Source organism: Streptomyces sp. NPDC088254 (assembly GCF_044740925.1).
GTDB lineage: Bacteria > Actinomycetota > Actinomycetes > Streptomycetales > Streptomycetaceae > Streptomyces.
Map to the genome: position 1 here is coordinate 20376 of NZ_JBIURQ010000006.1, position 14338 is coordinate 34713.

The window sequence follows — 14338 nt, forward strand, 5'->3', positions numbered from 1 at the left end:
CCTTCACCGACGCTCGGCCGGAGACACGCGGCGTCACGCCTCACGGCCCGAGCGGGGAGCGCCCGCAAAGCCCTCCAACTGGTTCAGAAGCGTCACCCAGGTCACAGCGGCTGCCGTCACAAGAGTGCACGAGGCGGTCCACAAGACCAACATCCACGGGAAGGACTGCCCACGGCCGGAAACCCGCAACGCCACCCTGCCGCGCTCACGTCCTAGCGGGAGGCACCGCGGCTCCGCGCACCGCCCGGGAGACCTCGGTGCCCGAAACCGTCCTCGCCGCTTCAGAACACCTCACGAGCAGTTCCGACCGACCGCAACCAGGCCGTATGCGGCCAACGGCTGCCCGCCGTCCCTACTGCACGACGAGCCGGGGTTCGGGCTGCTCGCCGACCCCAGCGACGACGACTTGTGCAGACGGCACCCGGTCGGAAACGGGCTGGGACTACCATCTCTTGCTGATCACCGTTGCTGCTGAGCACGGTGATGTGCCGGGGACGGGGGCGAGTTGTGTATGTGTCCGAGGTGCTGGTGGAGCGGTTCCGGTCGTGCGAGCGGGTGCAGATACCGCTGAGGCCGGAAGTGACAGTGCTCGTCGGGGAGAACAACGCGGGCAAGTCCAGCGTGATCGATGCACTGCGCCTGCTCACGGACCCGCTGGACGGGCGCCGTGTGCGGTATTTCGAGGAGTCCGACGTCCTGAGGACCACAGCCGATCTGGGTGGTCCGAGCCTGCAGATGGACCTAGCCGACATTCATGCGGGGCAAAGCGGCGCCTACCTTGAGGCGCTGCTGCGCGAAGGGGCTCCCGACAACCGCACTGCGCGGTGGCAGGTGTCCTGGACTCCGCCGCAGACGGGCGGCCGGCGCGGAAGCACCGCCTGGTCGCAGGGCGCAGGCCTTCCAGTGACGGGAGAGCCTCCGGCGCGCGGTGGTGTGCGGCACGTCTATCTGCCGGCGCTGCGTGATGCGGAGCGGGAGCTCGCCTCGGCTGGCGGCGACCGGGTGCGCATGATCCTTCGCGGTCTGCTGGGGGACGACGACCAGGTCGATGCCTTCGTGGAGCGGATCGGCACCGAGCTGAAGAAGGTGGCCGCAGATGGGGACGTGGTCAAGGTCAGCGAGAAGATCAACGAACCGCTACGGGACCTGACTGTCGGCGCGCATCCCCAGGAGAGCGAACTGGCTCTGGCCGAGCCCACGTTCGCGTCGATCGCCCGCTCGCTGCGTGTGCTGCTGGGGGATGCATCTGTACAGCCGTTTCCCTTGGTGGCGTCGGGGCTGGGCTATGCCAACACCCTGTTCATCGCCACGGTGATGGCGGAGCTGGACGCGGCGGCGGAGGCCGATCTGACCGTGCTGCTGGTGGAGGAGCCCGAGGCGCACCTACACCCGCAGCTGCAGACTCTGCTGCTGCGCTATCTGCAGCGGCGGGCGAAGGCCTCGCGCCGCCGGTCTGCGGGGGATCCGGTAGAGCCTGCCGGACACCTGCAGGTGGTGGTCACCACGCATTCCCCCATCCTGTCGGCCGCGGCCAGTGTGGAGGACCTGGTGGTCATGGCCAGGTGGCCGGGTGAGCTGTCCGAGGGCTGGCAGGCACGGCCTTTGCCCATCCCCCGGCTGCGTCTGAGTCCGGACCGGGTGCGGCATCTGGACCGCTACCTGGATGCCACCAAGAGTGCCCTGCTGTTCGCCTCCCGGGCGATCCTGGTGGAGGGCATCTCCGAGCTTCTTCTGTTGCCCGCCCTGGCCGGGCGTGTCCTGGCCGCCGGTGAGGGTGCCGATATCAAGGCAAACCGGGAGGCGTTCGAAGCCCTGGAGCGGTTCTTCGGGACCACCCGGGTGATCGTGGACGGCGTCGGGTTCGAGGTCTACCTGCGGGTGCTGCTGGCGCCCGTGGACGGCATGAGCCTGGGGCAGCGGGTGGCGTTGATCACCGATACGGATGTGGCGCCCGATCAGCCGGAACCACCCCGGCTGGAGTCGCTGCGGGAGCTTCCCCGCCGCTGGGGTTCTCCCGGTAAGCTGCACTTAGCTGCAGCGCCGCGGACGCTGGAGCCAGCTCTGTGGTCGCAGGACAACATCGCCGCCTTGCGGGCGGCGTTCCTGCGCTGCGCGCCGCGCTCGCAGAAGCGCTGGGAGCAGGTCGTCAAGGCGGCGGATCCCGCTCTGGCGTTCGGGGAACTGTTCGTCACAAAGACCAGTCGAACCGTCACGAGCCCGGACGGAGAGCTTACAAAGGGCACAAAGATCTCCAAGGGCCGGTTCGCCCAGGAGCTTGCCGACGTTCTGGCCAACCCGGCGGTGGCGTTCACCGTGCCTGCCTACCTGGAGGACGCGATCCGCTTCGTCGCGGCCACGGACCGCACCGGCGCCGCTGCGGTGGGCGCGCCGTGACCGGGCCAGGGCAAGCGACGCCGGTGCGGGCCCGTGCCGAAGCGCAGCAGCAGGCTGCCGTGGCCGTGCCGGCGCCTGCCTTCATTCCGGCCTGCCCGGGCGCCGGCAAGACGCATGTGATCACCAGCCGCCATCTGCAGTTGCCCCGGCGACGGCTGCGGCAGGGCCGGGCGCTGATCTCGTTCACGCGGGTGGCGCGGGATCAGATGATCCGCCGCTGCCGCAAGACGGGCCGCGCCGACCTGGTCCAGGCACCGCACTTCATCGGCACCCTCGACTCGTTCCTGTGGGAGTTCCTGGTCAAGCCGCTGCGTGTGGCCGATCCCGTGCCCCGGTTGCTGGAGTCGTGGGCAAGCGTCAAGGCTCCCGTCGAGGACGTGGACCGGGTGATCTCCTTGCACCGCTTCCCCATGACCATCGATCCCTCGCAGAACCCTGCAGGCGAGGCAGTGGCCTGGGACAAGCTCCGCTACGAGGCCCGCCAGCTCATCGAGGCCAGCTCCTACAGCCGCCGCGCATGGGAAAAGAGGATCTTCGACACGCGCAAGTCGTGGTGCGAACAGGGGTACCACACAGGGCACGAGGCGCGGTTTCTGGCCCTGTGGAATCTGCGCAACGCCAAGGCCGCCGCCACACTGCTGCCTCCGCTGCTTTCCCGATTCTCGGAAGTCATCGTGGACGAGGCGCAAGACTGCTCCGCCGCCGACCTGGCGATCCTCCAGCTACTACACAACGCCGGCCTGCCTCTGGTCCTCGTCGGCGACCCGGACCAAGCCATCTATGCCTGGCGCGGGGCCGAGCCCCAGGCACTTCGGTCTTTCGCAGCAGGGCTCTCACCCACCACTCATCCGCTGACGGGCAACTGGCGCAGCTCCCCGGTCATCTGTGGACTTGCGGCCACCCTACGCACGGGGCAGCGCCCGCCGGACACGTCCGTCGTACGCGACGACGCCACCCCGGTCCTGCTGCTGCCTGCCCGGTTCGCCGCTTCCGGTGGCCGTCACCTGCATGCCCCAAGCGGTGCCAGTCTCTTCGACACCTTCGGTACGCTCGCCAAGGAGTACGCCGTCCAGGCGCAGGACTGCCTGGTGACTGCCTTCAAGTACGCCACGTTGCCGGGCATCAACCGGGAGAAACCCGATACCAGCGCCATCACCAGCCTGGCCTGGGCCCGCACCACCGTCGACACTCCGGGCGCCTCCGGAGAGGACCTCGCGCGGGCCTGCTTGATCGCCGCCCGTGTCCTGTTCGGCTACTGGTATCCGGAGCAAGCCGGCGGCCCCGACCGCATCAGCGCCGCCCACAGTCTCCCGGCCAACCAGGTCAACCGCTCCGCGTTCGCGTTCCTGCATAGCCTGCCCCCGCCCCACAAGAAGTGGGGTCCGCAGGTGTGGCAAGCCATGAAGGCCTGGCCTCCTCTGCCCGGGGCGGCGCCGCAGGGCAAGAAGGGACGCCCCGCCGGAGTTCCCACCGTGGCACGTCGCCAGGTGGCCACCGGCATGCGCACCAACATCGTCCATCAGCTCAAGGGCGATGAGGCCGACGGGGTTCTGCTGTTGTTGCCCGATGCTGGAAGCGTCCAGCGCTGGGCCACCGGCGATCCGGCAACGGACGAGGTGCTGCGGGTGTGGTACGTCGCTGTCACCCGTGCCCGCCGCTTGGCCGCCATCGCCCTGCTGGAAGAGGAGACCGATGCACTGGCCCAGTTGCTGACCGAGCGCCAAGTACCGGTCCGCGTCGTATGAGACCTGCTTCAAGCTGTCCGGCCCGCCGATATGGAGCCGGACCACACGTGGAAGAACCCTGCTTGTATCCCGTCGTCAGCTCGCGGACTGCACTGGTGAGCGCACAGCGAAGATCTCCTCGGCCGCGGCCGACTGGGTCAGCCACCCGCGCGGCGACGCACCGTCGGTGCTCGTTGCGGCCGACCGGTTCGCCGCCCATCTGCGGGATCTCATCTCCGCCTCGCGGGCGAAGGCGTCTGTGTCATGAACGGTCACACGGTGCTGTACGACCCCGAAGGCCGGATCGACACGCAACTGCCTCTTGATCGCGTAACGCGCGAGCGTGTGGTCCGGGCGGTGCTCGCGTGGTCCGACGACTACGAACAGGTCGGGCTGCTGCCGTCCGGGGCCGCCCACGCGGTCGCCGCCGATGTCCGCGCGTGCGCGGGCCAACTGCCCGACGACGACGGCCGGCGCCTGCTCGCTGAGATCGCGCTGGGCGAGGCCGACAGCCGACTGCCGCTGAGGTCCCGGAACCTGCACCGGGTGAAGAACGAGGCCCGCATACTGCGCGCGCTTTACGAACGGCTGGACCGGCTCCAGGGCACCGCACCCGCCGCGGAGACGACCGCAGTGGTCTCCCCCCTGATCGTCGCCCGGCACCTCCTCCCCCGTCGGCTCCGGGCGACCCGCATGAGGCCCCCGGCGGCCCGCTCTGCACCAGCGGCCGCCGGGGGCTTCTTCCCTTGCGACGGGCGGCTTCCCCCAGGGGTCAGGTGGCGGTGACGTCGGCGGGCCGGTTGCGTGGCGGGGTAGTGGTGAAGAAGGCGCGCAGGGGCTGGCTGATGTGGTTTTCGCGGCCTGTGCTTTGGACGGCAGCATCGAGCAGGGGCGCGAGGTCCTCGGTGTCGGAAGGGGTCAGGATGAGCCAGCGCAGGATGACCTGCAGTGTGAGGAGCCGGAGATTTCGCAGCTCTTTCAGTTTCTCCTCTTCTGTCTGGTCTTTGATCACGTCGCCGTGGACATAGATAGATCGGGCCTTGTAAGCACGTCGGACGATACCCTTGGCCTCTTCTTGGTGGTCACGGGTAAGAAAGAGTGCAGCCGCGCGGGAGAGGATGTTGGCGGTGATGCGCCCGCCTGTGTCGTTGGGGCTGATCAGCAGGGCTTCCAGGGCGATGACGTAGTCAAGGCGGAGTTCGTCGGCCTCCACCTCCCAGACGCCGTCGTCGTTGTAGGTGCGCTGGTAAGCGGCCAGAAGGTGCCGGGCTGCGCGTTCAAGTCGCCGGGCGCGCCGGCTGAGGATGCGCCGCTCGTGGGTCGCGCCTGCCATGATCGCGTCGATCTTCGCCGAGATCGCGGTGCAGAAGTCAGCCAGGGCCGGAAGATATTCGGCCGGGACATGGAAGGCTCCGGTGTCGCGGACCTCAACCTCCTCCTCTCTCCCGTACTGGCCTTCATAGACCTGGATGGTCGTCGGCACGTCTCTGGGGTTCAGATCGAAGCGGCGTCCGCGCGCAACGGTGAAGACCGAGTCCACCCGGAGAAGTTCGCTGTCCCACAACATCAGAGGAAGGAGTGCTTGCCAGTGCTGGGCTTCCGCACGCGGGCCGGTGAAGTCGAACCAGGTCGGACGACGCGTGACGGTGCGGCTGGGGTCAGGAACATGGAGAAACGGTGCGCCGGTGATCAGGTCGAGATCATGGCTCCGGCGCTGCAGGACGTTCAGCGCAGGCATCGGGATCGTCTGATTGAGTTCGTCCGCAGTGAAGGTCTGCAAGGTGTGCCGCCCCAGCGGAATCCGTGTTCCCTGGGGGAAGGTGCCGTTGAGGAGCAGCCATCGCTCGGAGACCGGTGCCGGGCCAGTACAGAAGGTGACGAAGCTGTCCGCGACCTCGGAGACGGGAACCGGCACGCCCTGGGCAATGAGACGTGCCGCCTCACCCAGCCCCGACTCCTCCAACAGCGTTCGGGAGTTCGGGACCCAGTCTCCGTCGATCTTGGCGTAGAGGTCGGGGTGCTCTTCCCTAGGCGCTGCGGCGGCCACCTCTCTCACCACGTCCTCCCAGTGGGGCTGGAGCATCAGTACCACGATGGACTGGGGTGTTGGGGACAGACCGCCCGCGTACTCGAGCCACGACAACACGGCCTCGCGCAGGGAGAGATGCTTGCTCATACGGCCTGAAAGTAGCGGCCCCAGTCGCATCTGAGCAGCAGTTTTCCAGCGGCGGAACCAGTAGCGACCGACCGCCGTTCGAGCAGCAGCTGACTACCACGTGACTCATACCTCGCAGCGTTGTTGAAGATCCCGCGACAGGCACCAAGGGGGTCTTCTCCCCCAAGGGGCCTGTGACGCATCCGAACCCAGCTCAGCAGACGCCGGTGACCCGCCCGAGGGCTTCGTAGTCGGTCAGCGTCAGCACCTGCGCTTGGCTGACAGTGTCGCCGCCCTGTACGACGTGGACGCGGCCGCGGCGCGGGCGCCCGCGGTCCTTGGGGGCGGGGCCAGCCACCGGGGCCAACCTGCGCCAGGTGTGCCGGTGGGGACCTGTCCCAGGACAACGGTGGAGAACTGCTCGCGGCCTTCCGGTCCCAGGACGCTGAGGGTGGGGTTGCCGGCGAAGATCACGTGCATGCGGACTATGGCGCAGGTCAGAGTCGGCGAGTCGGACCAAGTCCAGCAGCATCGTCTTCTTCATCATCTGTTCCTTCCAAGGCGGTGGTGCGATGCCTGGTGAACCGGGTGTTCTCCAGGCCGGCCGGACGTCGTGGCGGGTGCTGGCCCGCCCGGGGGACGGCGCGGAGATCGGACGTGGGTTCGGCGCAGGTGTGCGGTGATCTGCCCGAGGGCAAGCTGGGTCGACGGGGTCGACCTCGATCAGGGGGCGGCACTGCCAGCGGTCGGTGCGGCCGGCATCCGGCAGGTATACGCGCACAGCACTGCCCCACGCACTCAGCCGGTCAGCCGGTTCGACAACGCCCAGTCGGCGGCGTCGTCGGCCATGACCGCGATCTCTGCCAGTTCCCCGGCCTGCTCACGCAGCACGTCCACATCTAGCAGCAGCCGGCCATGGGCGTTGTGGGAGGTGGAGACGAGCGCCAGCGGTCGGAGAGGGGATGCGTCGAAGAGCGCTCCACGAACGCGGCGGCCGCCTGAGCCTTAACCCTCACGTCAAGGGCCCCTTCGGGGGCTCTTTCGCGCCCGGCCCAGCCGACCGACCAGCAGCGACCCGAGCTCCACTCTGCGAGGCTGGTAACCATCGCTTCTCCGCTAGCATCCATGGCATGCGCCCTGTTTTGAGGCGTAAATGCCCCGCCCACGGTGCACTCAGGCCGAGCGATGCAGCCGCGAACGACTGCACGTGCGGAATCCGAGCAGCGGTCGCCGTCCGCCCGGTCCCGATGGAAGCGGTCCGCATCGGAGCCGCCATTACCGCCTCCATCGCCCTGCGTCGCGCAGGGCGATGGAGGATCAAGCCGATCAGCTCCTCCGAGATACAGGCGACAGCTACAGCACGCCACGTCGTCCCGCCTCGTCCACGTGCCCGGTCTCCGTACGCCAGGAACGCCCCGCAGTGACCGGCGCAACGTATGTCGCCGATCACTGCCACGAGCCCGTCCCCGTAAGGCTGCCAAGCCCGGTCCTCGAAGGACCCTCGCGCCTCTAATAGTTCTCCCGCACGTACTCGTACGTCCGGTCGAACAGCTCACCTTTGATCGGCAAGCTGTACTCCTTCAGAACGGAACGCAGCTCGCGACGGACGCGCTTGTCGCCCGCGTCACTCGCGTTCCAGCCGGCGTAGGCGACCTCGACGACGATCGAGTCGATCCGCGAAACTATGTCGGGGACGATCTTGTGCAGTCCCGGTGGCGTGTTCTCCTCGACGATCTGGGTGAGCGCCCCGCGCTTGGGATCGGCCAGCCTGTCGAGCGCACTCTGGTCGCCCTGTTCCGCTGCCCGGTCCGCGGCGACCACATCTTGAGCGATCTTCAGCGCTTCCTCGAGGAACGCCAGCGAGTCCTCGACGTTCTCGATCGCCTTGGTACGGAGCTTCTCTATCCGCTCGGCCAGCGACCGGTACACCGGGCTCTCCGAATCCGCGAGCCGACGCCGCAGGCGCGCCTCGATGGAGTCGAGGACCTCCTGGTACACGTCATCGGACTTCGGCTCTGGCGTCTGCTGCTCGGAGAGCTTCAGCTGCTCGGCGATCTTCTTGACCAGCGCCAGGCCGGCAGCGTCGAGCGTGACTGTCTTCGACGGCATCGACTTCACGCCGACATCGGACATGTGACCGTGGATCAGGCCAGTGGTCTTCGCCCCGAGACGCGCCCAGAGGAACGTCTTGGAGACGTCCTTGGGCCGGATCGACTCGTACACCTTCGCGAGCCAGAAGTACTGCCGCTTGAACGGCTGGAGCATCGGGTGCGGGTCGAGGAACTCCCACACGGTCTGCAGCGCTACATAGGTCTCGATGAACTCTGTGCGCTGGCTGCCGCCCTCGGGCATCCGCTCGTGGGCCTCGGCGAGCGACTCGAACGACGAGTCGCTGGTGTCGATGCCGTCGAATAGATGGAGCAGACGCGTGAGGTCGGTGACGAACTTCCCCGCCAGCTTGGAGGCGTCGGTGACGTTGAGCTCGTCTTCGTCGTCGTCCTTCACTTCCGGACCGGCAACAGCCTTGCCGATGGCCTTCGCGAGCCCGATGTAGTCGACGACCCGCCCGTAGTCCTTGCGCTGCCCGGTGACAGGGTTCTTCCACGGGCGGTTGGGCCGCGTGATCGTCTGGAACAGGTTCGTGTCCTTGGCGGGCTTGTCGAGATACAGCACGCCCTCGATGGGCGCGTTGAAGCCGGTCATCCACTTCGCGGTGACGACGATGAACGACATCGGGTCGTCGACTTTCTTGAAGCGGCGCTTGAGCGCCTCCTCCTGCTCCGGAGTGAGCAGGTGCTTCCTGAACTCCTGCGGGGTCTCCTTGCTGTCGGCGACGTGCATCACCACGCCGACCTCGCGCATCCGCCCGTCCGGCATGACGGCCTCGCGGCGCTCCAGCTCGGCCTCGATTGCCTTGGTATAGGCGATCACAAGGCGCTGGTTGTAGGCCACGACCTGAGCCTTCTGCCCCAGGGGCGCGACGTAGGTGAGGAAGTGGTCGACGATGTCAGCACACACGGCAGTCACGCGCTCGGGGTTGGAGAGGATCGTCTCGATGTGAGAAGCCTTCCCCGACAGGAAGACCTTTTCCTCCTCGTCCAGGCCCTCCTCCGTGGCCAGCTCGTCGAAGGCCTCGTCCAGGGCCTCCTTGTCGAGGTTGAAACCGACAGCTCGGCCTTCCACGATCACCGGCTTGGTGAACCCATCGGCGATGGACTGCTCCGGCGTGTACCGCGACATCACGAAGTCCGGATCGTCAGGGTCACCGAACAGCTTGAACGTCGAACGGCTCTTGTCCTGGACCGCAGTACCCGTCGCACCGAAGAACTTCGCGTTCGGCACCGCCGCGCGCCACGCGTCGCCGAACTTCCCCTCCTGCGAGCGGTGCGCCTCGTCGACGAGGACCACGATGTTCGACCGGTTGTTCAGATGGCCAGCCTCCGCGAACTTGTGCACCGTCGTGATGACCACACCGGGTTCACCACTGCGCAGCAGAGCGTGCAGCTCGCGCCGGTTGCGGGGCACCGTCATCCGCGGCATGCCGGCGGTCTCGAACATCTCCGCCGTCTGCCTGACCAGATCCTTGCGGTCGGCGATCACGATGACCGTCGGCGCGCTCCCGAACTTTCCCGTCACCGCGTCATCACGCAGCAGACGGGCGGCGGCGAACGCCATGAGTTCGGTCTTGCCCGATCCCTGGTGATGCCAGATCAGTCCGCCTGGACGGCCTGCGAGCACCTTGGCGTGGATCGCCAGTGCCGCTTCGAACTGCGGGTAACGAGGCAAGAACTTGATGTCGACCTCGGAGGCGTCCCGAGCGTGACGGAACATCACCAGGTCCTTGAGGATCGGCAGGATCGTCTCTGGCCGCAGGAGCAAGCGCGCGGACCGCTCGACGCGAGCCGGGCCCGTGACGGTCTTCGGGTCGTCCTCAGTGGATCCCCACGGGGCCCAGATCTCGGAGTCGGGGTCCGGTATCGCACGGATCGGGGCCATGCGGAACTCCAGGCCCTCGGTGGCGACGTTGAAGACGTTCGTTGCGAAGAAGTTCGGGTACTCCTCCTCGTACACGTCGTGAAGGTCTTTCGCGGCGTTGACCCACGAGACCTGATGCTTCACCGGTGTCTTGGTCTCGGCAACGACCAGCGGGAACCCGTTGACGTAGTAGACGATGTCGAACCGGCGCGGCCTGGCAGCACCGTTGATGGTGACCTCGTCGGCGACAGTGAACCGGTTATTGCTGAGGTCTTTGAAGTCGATCAGCCGACGAGGCACGTGCCTGCCGTCGATCGTCGTGAACGAGTGGTCGCCACGAAGCATCACGGTCAGCCGCTCGTTGGCCGCGACGAGACCGTTGTGCGCATCGAGGACCACTTGATTGAGCTCGTGCAGCACGAGGTCCGCCGAATCGGGGTCGTCGACCAGCTCCGGGTTCAGCGCAAGTAACGCTGCGCGTGCCCAGTCCTCGACAATGACGTCATGCTCATCACGCGGCAACTCGTCCCCTTGGAGACGCTCCCAGCCAGCCTCCTCCGCCCACTCGAGCAGTGAACGCTGGATCGTGCTCGCTTCTGTCCAACCCACGTCAGGACACCTCCTCAAGCAGAGCGTCGTAGGACTCGGGAATCTCGATTTCCTGGTTGAGGAGGGAGGCGAGGAGCGCGGAGCGGAACGCGCGGAGGTGCGAGAGTTCGGCATTGCCCACGCGGAGAGCGTCAGCCATCGCGTCACACTTTGCTACGTATGCTTCCTGATCCGTAATCGCCTCCGGGACAGGGATCTTGAGAGCCCCGAAGTTCTTCTTATTGATTTTCTGCATCGACTTGCTTGTGCCAGATGCCGAGGCAGCGATACGTGCCCTGAACTCAGCAGCCGAGAGCAGATGTCCCAGGTAAGTGGCGAGACACCGTGATTCATCCGGTCTGATCCGCCAGATGAGGTCAGGTAGGTAGGTATCCGGCGGCACGTCGAATGCGACAGCAACGTAGCCAACCCGCTCAGGTGTATTCGACCGCGTGATCAACAGGTCTCCATCGTTCACAAGGTGAGCCTGTGCGTACCCCGAGTGATCATCGAGCCTCTTGGCTTCGTTCGCGTCGAAGTGCCCGAGCTGCACGGCACTCAACTTCAAGACACGCGCCTTACCTTGCACCGGCGCCTCGCCCTTTGTCTGGACGCTCTTACCACTGTCGATGCCGTCCACTACTGATGCGATGGGCACCTCGTCAGCCTCAGGTACATCTGCGCGGAGTACGCCCAACGTGCGCGTCGCCGCCTCAATCTCCTCTGTCAGCGCAGCGATCTGCGCGTCCACCGCAACCATGACGTCGACGATGCGGCGCTGCTCCGACAGGGACGGGAGAGCGACCTCAATCGTCAAGAAGTCAGCGGGTTTGACCCGTTCTCGCCTGCCGCCCATGCCGGTCGACAACGCCTGCAGTTGCTCCCACAGCCGTTTCTTGGTCGTAAGGAGTCGGAAGTAATCGGGAAGGATTCGCTCGCCGCACGTGAACGTCGGAAACTCCTGCGACGCGTAGGCCTCGCCCAGATCGTTCGGAGCAACGGTGATTGCTCCCTCGAATGCCTTCAAGCGGCTGTAGACGATCTGGTTCGGCCGGATGCGATTCAGCGTCTTGTACGAGGTCTCATCGCCAGCGATCGGGTCCCGGAACAACAGGCCCCGACCGCGGTTCAAGACACCGACGATATCGTAGGAGGCCGTCGCCGTGACCGGGACCGCGTCGACATCCAGCGCGATGACCTCGTCGAGCCGGACCCGCTCCCACTCACTCACCGGACACCCCGAACACGCTCAGGTCGACGCCTGCCGCTGCGAGCCGCTCGAACATGGCAGCCTCGGTCTCCATCCGGTGTTGGCGAGCATCGGCATACGCGACGAGCGCTGCACCCAGATCGGCAGTCTCCTCGGCCGCAACCTTGATGTAGCGGCCGATGTTCAGGTCGAAGCCGTTCTGCTCGATCTCCTCGAACGGCACCAGCCGGACGTTCGCGCCACCCTCACCGTCTGGGTCTTTGCCTGTCTGGTACGCCTCGGTGAGAGCCCTGACGTCATCCTCGGACATACGGTTCTGGTTCTTGCCCTTGACGAACCGGGCCGAGCCGTCGATGAAGAGGACGTGCTCCTTACGTTCGACGGGCTTCTGATCGCGGAAGATCAACAGGCATGCCGGGATTTGGGTCGAGTAAAACAGCTTGGGCGGCAGCCCGACGACAGCTTCCAGAACGTCCTTCCCGATGAGGCCCCGGCGGATCTTCGCCTCCGCGCCTGGACGGAACAGCACGCCGTGGGGCATCACCACGCCGACACGACCGGATCCAGGCTTCATCGACGAGACCATGTGCTGGACGAAGGCGTAGTCGCCGTACTTCGCCGGCGGCACACCGTAGATGGCTCGCGGATCCGAGGACCAGCGGTCCGCTCCCCAATTCTCCAGCGAGAAGGGCGGGTTAGCGATCACGACGTCGAACTGGCGAACCGCACCGCTGGGGGCCTTGAACGCCGGAACGCGGAGGGTGTCTCCGCGCTTGATGTCAAAGTCCTCGATCTCGTGCAGGAACAGGTTCATCCGGGCGATCGAGGCCGTCGTCAGATTGATTTCCTGGCCGTACGCCCTGAGCGTGCGGTGGTCCTTGCCGGACTCGCGCAGCTGGTTGATCGTCGCGACCAGCATCCCGCCGGAGCCGCAGGATGGGTCGTAGACGGACTCGCCGGGCTCAGGCTGGAGGATCCCGACGAGCAGGTTCACGACCTCACGGGGCGTGAAGAACTCGCCGGCCTTCTTGCCTGACTCGTCGGCAAAGTTCTTCAGCAAGTACTCGTAGCCCGCACCGAGCAGGTCGTGCGAGACCGTCGACGGATCCAGCCTGATCTTGTTGAATGCTCGGATGAGCCCCAGCAGCGCCGACTCCGGGATGCGCTCCTGGTTGCCCCACGAGGCGTCGCCGAAGACGCCCGCGAGCGAGCGGGGGTTGGCCATTTCGATCCGCTGGAAGGTCTTCGCGATCTCCGCACCGAGGTTGGTGACCTTCTCGGTGACCTCGCTCCACAGCGTGCCCTCGGGCAGCTCGAACCGGTGGAAGTCGGCCTCGATCTCGTCGTCGAGGTCGTCCCCGTACTCGTCGAACGCTGCGTCGTGCTCGTGCACCCAGGTGTCGCTGATCCACTTCCAGAACAGCATCGGGAAGACGTAGGTCTTGAAGTCAGCGGGGTCGACGGGGCCGCGGAGCGCGTTCGCGGCGTCCCACAGCCGAGATTCGAGCTCTTGCTGAGTGATCGTCACAGAGATGAGGTCCTTCGTAGAAGACGGTGCCCCGATTATGGCGGAGGGCACTGACATTTCGGGAGCCCGGTACGGCAGGCAGCAGCGACCTGCAGACGATGACCAGTACCCACGCTCCGAACCGAGCACGATCACAGACACGCTGAGACTGGATCTCTGCGCCTCGCATGCGATCGCCCTATGACCAGGCAAACGCCGCGACCACCACCTGTGCACTATTGATCAGCCCGGCTCGGCGGAGAGGACGCTAACCGGGTCCGGCTGGTCAACGCCCTGCTCGGCATGGTGCAGACCGAGGCGGCGCTCGCCGACGGTGTCGTCCTGGATGACGACGCCCACCACGCGGCGTGGCAGGCACAGCTGAAGGCCGCAGGTGCCGGGCAGGACGACCCGGCCAAGCGTGTCGAGTTCATCCGCTGGCAGGTCCTGCGGGCCGGCACGGCGCTCACGTTGATGGCCCAGCACCATGCGACCGGGCCGATCCCGCTGGCCGCCGCACACGCGGCGAGTGGCCTGCACCTGCTGCTCGGCGTGATCGCCGCGAGTCAGGACGCCGTCGCCCAGCGCGACGTGGACACCTTGGCCGCGCAGGCCGAACAGCTGGAGGCGGCCCGGGAGAGGCGCTGGAGACTGCGATCGGCAACACCGACATCCTGCTGAACATGCTCAAGTCGGTCGGCCTGTAGGAGGCGCTGGTGGCGGGGATGCCGAGTCCCGGGAACATGCAGCGGGTGCGTGCGAAGCAGATGGAGGAGGCCGCGGCG

8 protein-coding genes and 1 pseudogene are annotated in these 14338 nt (G+C 66.6%); 4 read left to right on the plus strand and 5 right to left on the minus strand.

Going from position 1 to position 14338, the window contains the following annotated elements:
• Positions 1–513: 513 nt before the first annotated feature.
• The 3 genes from ACIOC0_RS18345 to ACIOC0_RS18355 all read left to right on the plus strand — a co-directional run bounded on the left by ACIOC0_RS18345 (position 514) and on the right by ACIOC0_RS18355 (position 4904).
• Positions 514–2394 (plus strand): ATP-dependent nuclease, encoded by a 1881-nt coding sequence (locus tag ACIOC0_RS18345; protein WP_402156008.1) that lies wholly within the window; start codon positions 514–516, stop codon positions 2392–2394.
• On the plus strand, positions 2391–4139 hold the full coding sequence (locus ACIOC0_RS18350) for a UvrD-helicase domain-containing protein (RefSeq protein WP_402156010.1): 1749 nt from the start codon (positions 2391–2393) through the stop codon (positions 4137–4139). The genes ACIOC0_RS18345 and ACIOC0_RS18350 overlap by 4 nt, the downstream gene beginning before the upstream one ends.
• A 243-nt stretch (positions 4140–4382) precedes the next feature.
• Positions 4383–4904 carry a restriction endonuclease gene (locus tag ACIOC0_RS18355; protein WP_402156012.1) on the plus strand — a complete coding sequence of 174 codons (522 nt, stop codon included), beginning with the start codon at positions 4383–4385 and terminating at the stop codon, positions 4902–4904.
• On the opposite strand, the gene ACIOC0_RS18360 is transcribed toward ACIOC0_RS18355, so the two are convergent.
• The 5 genes from ACIOC0_RS18360 to ACIOC0_RS18380 form a co-directional block, all read right to left on the minus strand.
• The gene (locus ACIOC0_RS18360) at positions 4891–6294 is read right to left on the minus strand and encodes a hypothetical protein (RefSeq protein ID WP_402156013.1); all 1404 of its coding nucleotides are present in this window, start codon (positions 6292–6294) and stop codon (positions 4891–4893) included. The genes ACIOC0_RS18355 and ACIOC0_RS18360 overlap by 14 nt on opposite strands.
• Positions 6295–6487: 193 nt before the next feature.
• On the minus strand, positions 6488–6631 hold the full coding sequence (locus tag ACIOC0_RS18365) for a hypothetical protein (RefSeq protein WP_402156014.1): 144 nt from the start codon (positions 6629–6631) through the stop codon (positions 6488–6490).
• A gap of 1151 nt (positions 6632–7782) precedes the next feature.
• Positions 7783–10857 carry a type I restriction endonuclease subunit R gene (locus tag ACIOC0_RS18370; RefSeq protein WP_402156016.1) on the minus strand — a complete coding sequence of 1025 codons (3075 nt, stop codon included), beginning with the start codon at positions 10855–10857 and terminating at the stop codon, positions 7783–7785.
• 1 nt (position 10858) lies between these two features.
• The gene (locus ACIOC0_RS18375) at positions 10859–12067 is read right to left on the minus strand and encodes a restriction endonuclease subunit S (protein WP_402156018.1); all 1209 of its coding nucleotides are present in this window, start codon (positions 12065–12067) and stop codon (positions 10859–10861) included.
• On the minus strand, positions 12060–13574 hold the full coding sequence (locus tag ACIOC0_RS18380) for an N-6 DNA methylase (RefSeq protein WP_402156019.1): 1515 nt from the start codon (positions 13572–13574) through the stop codon (positions 12060–12062). Before ACIOC0_RS18380 ends, ACIOC0_RS18375 begins: the two co-directional genes overlap by 8 nt.
• Positions 13575–13811: 237 nt before the next feature.
• Between ACIOC0_RS18380 and ACIOC0_RS18385 the strand changes: the two are divergent.
• Positions 13812–14234: pseudogene (locus tag ACIOC0_RS18385) on the plus strand (DUF6245 family protein); the annotation flags it as partial.
• Between the last annotated feature and the right edge of the window lie 104 nt (positions 14235–14338).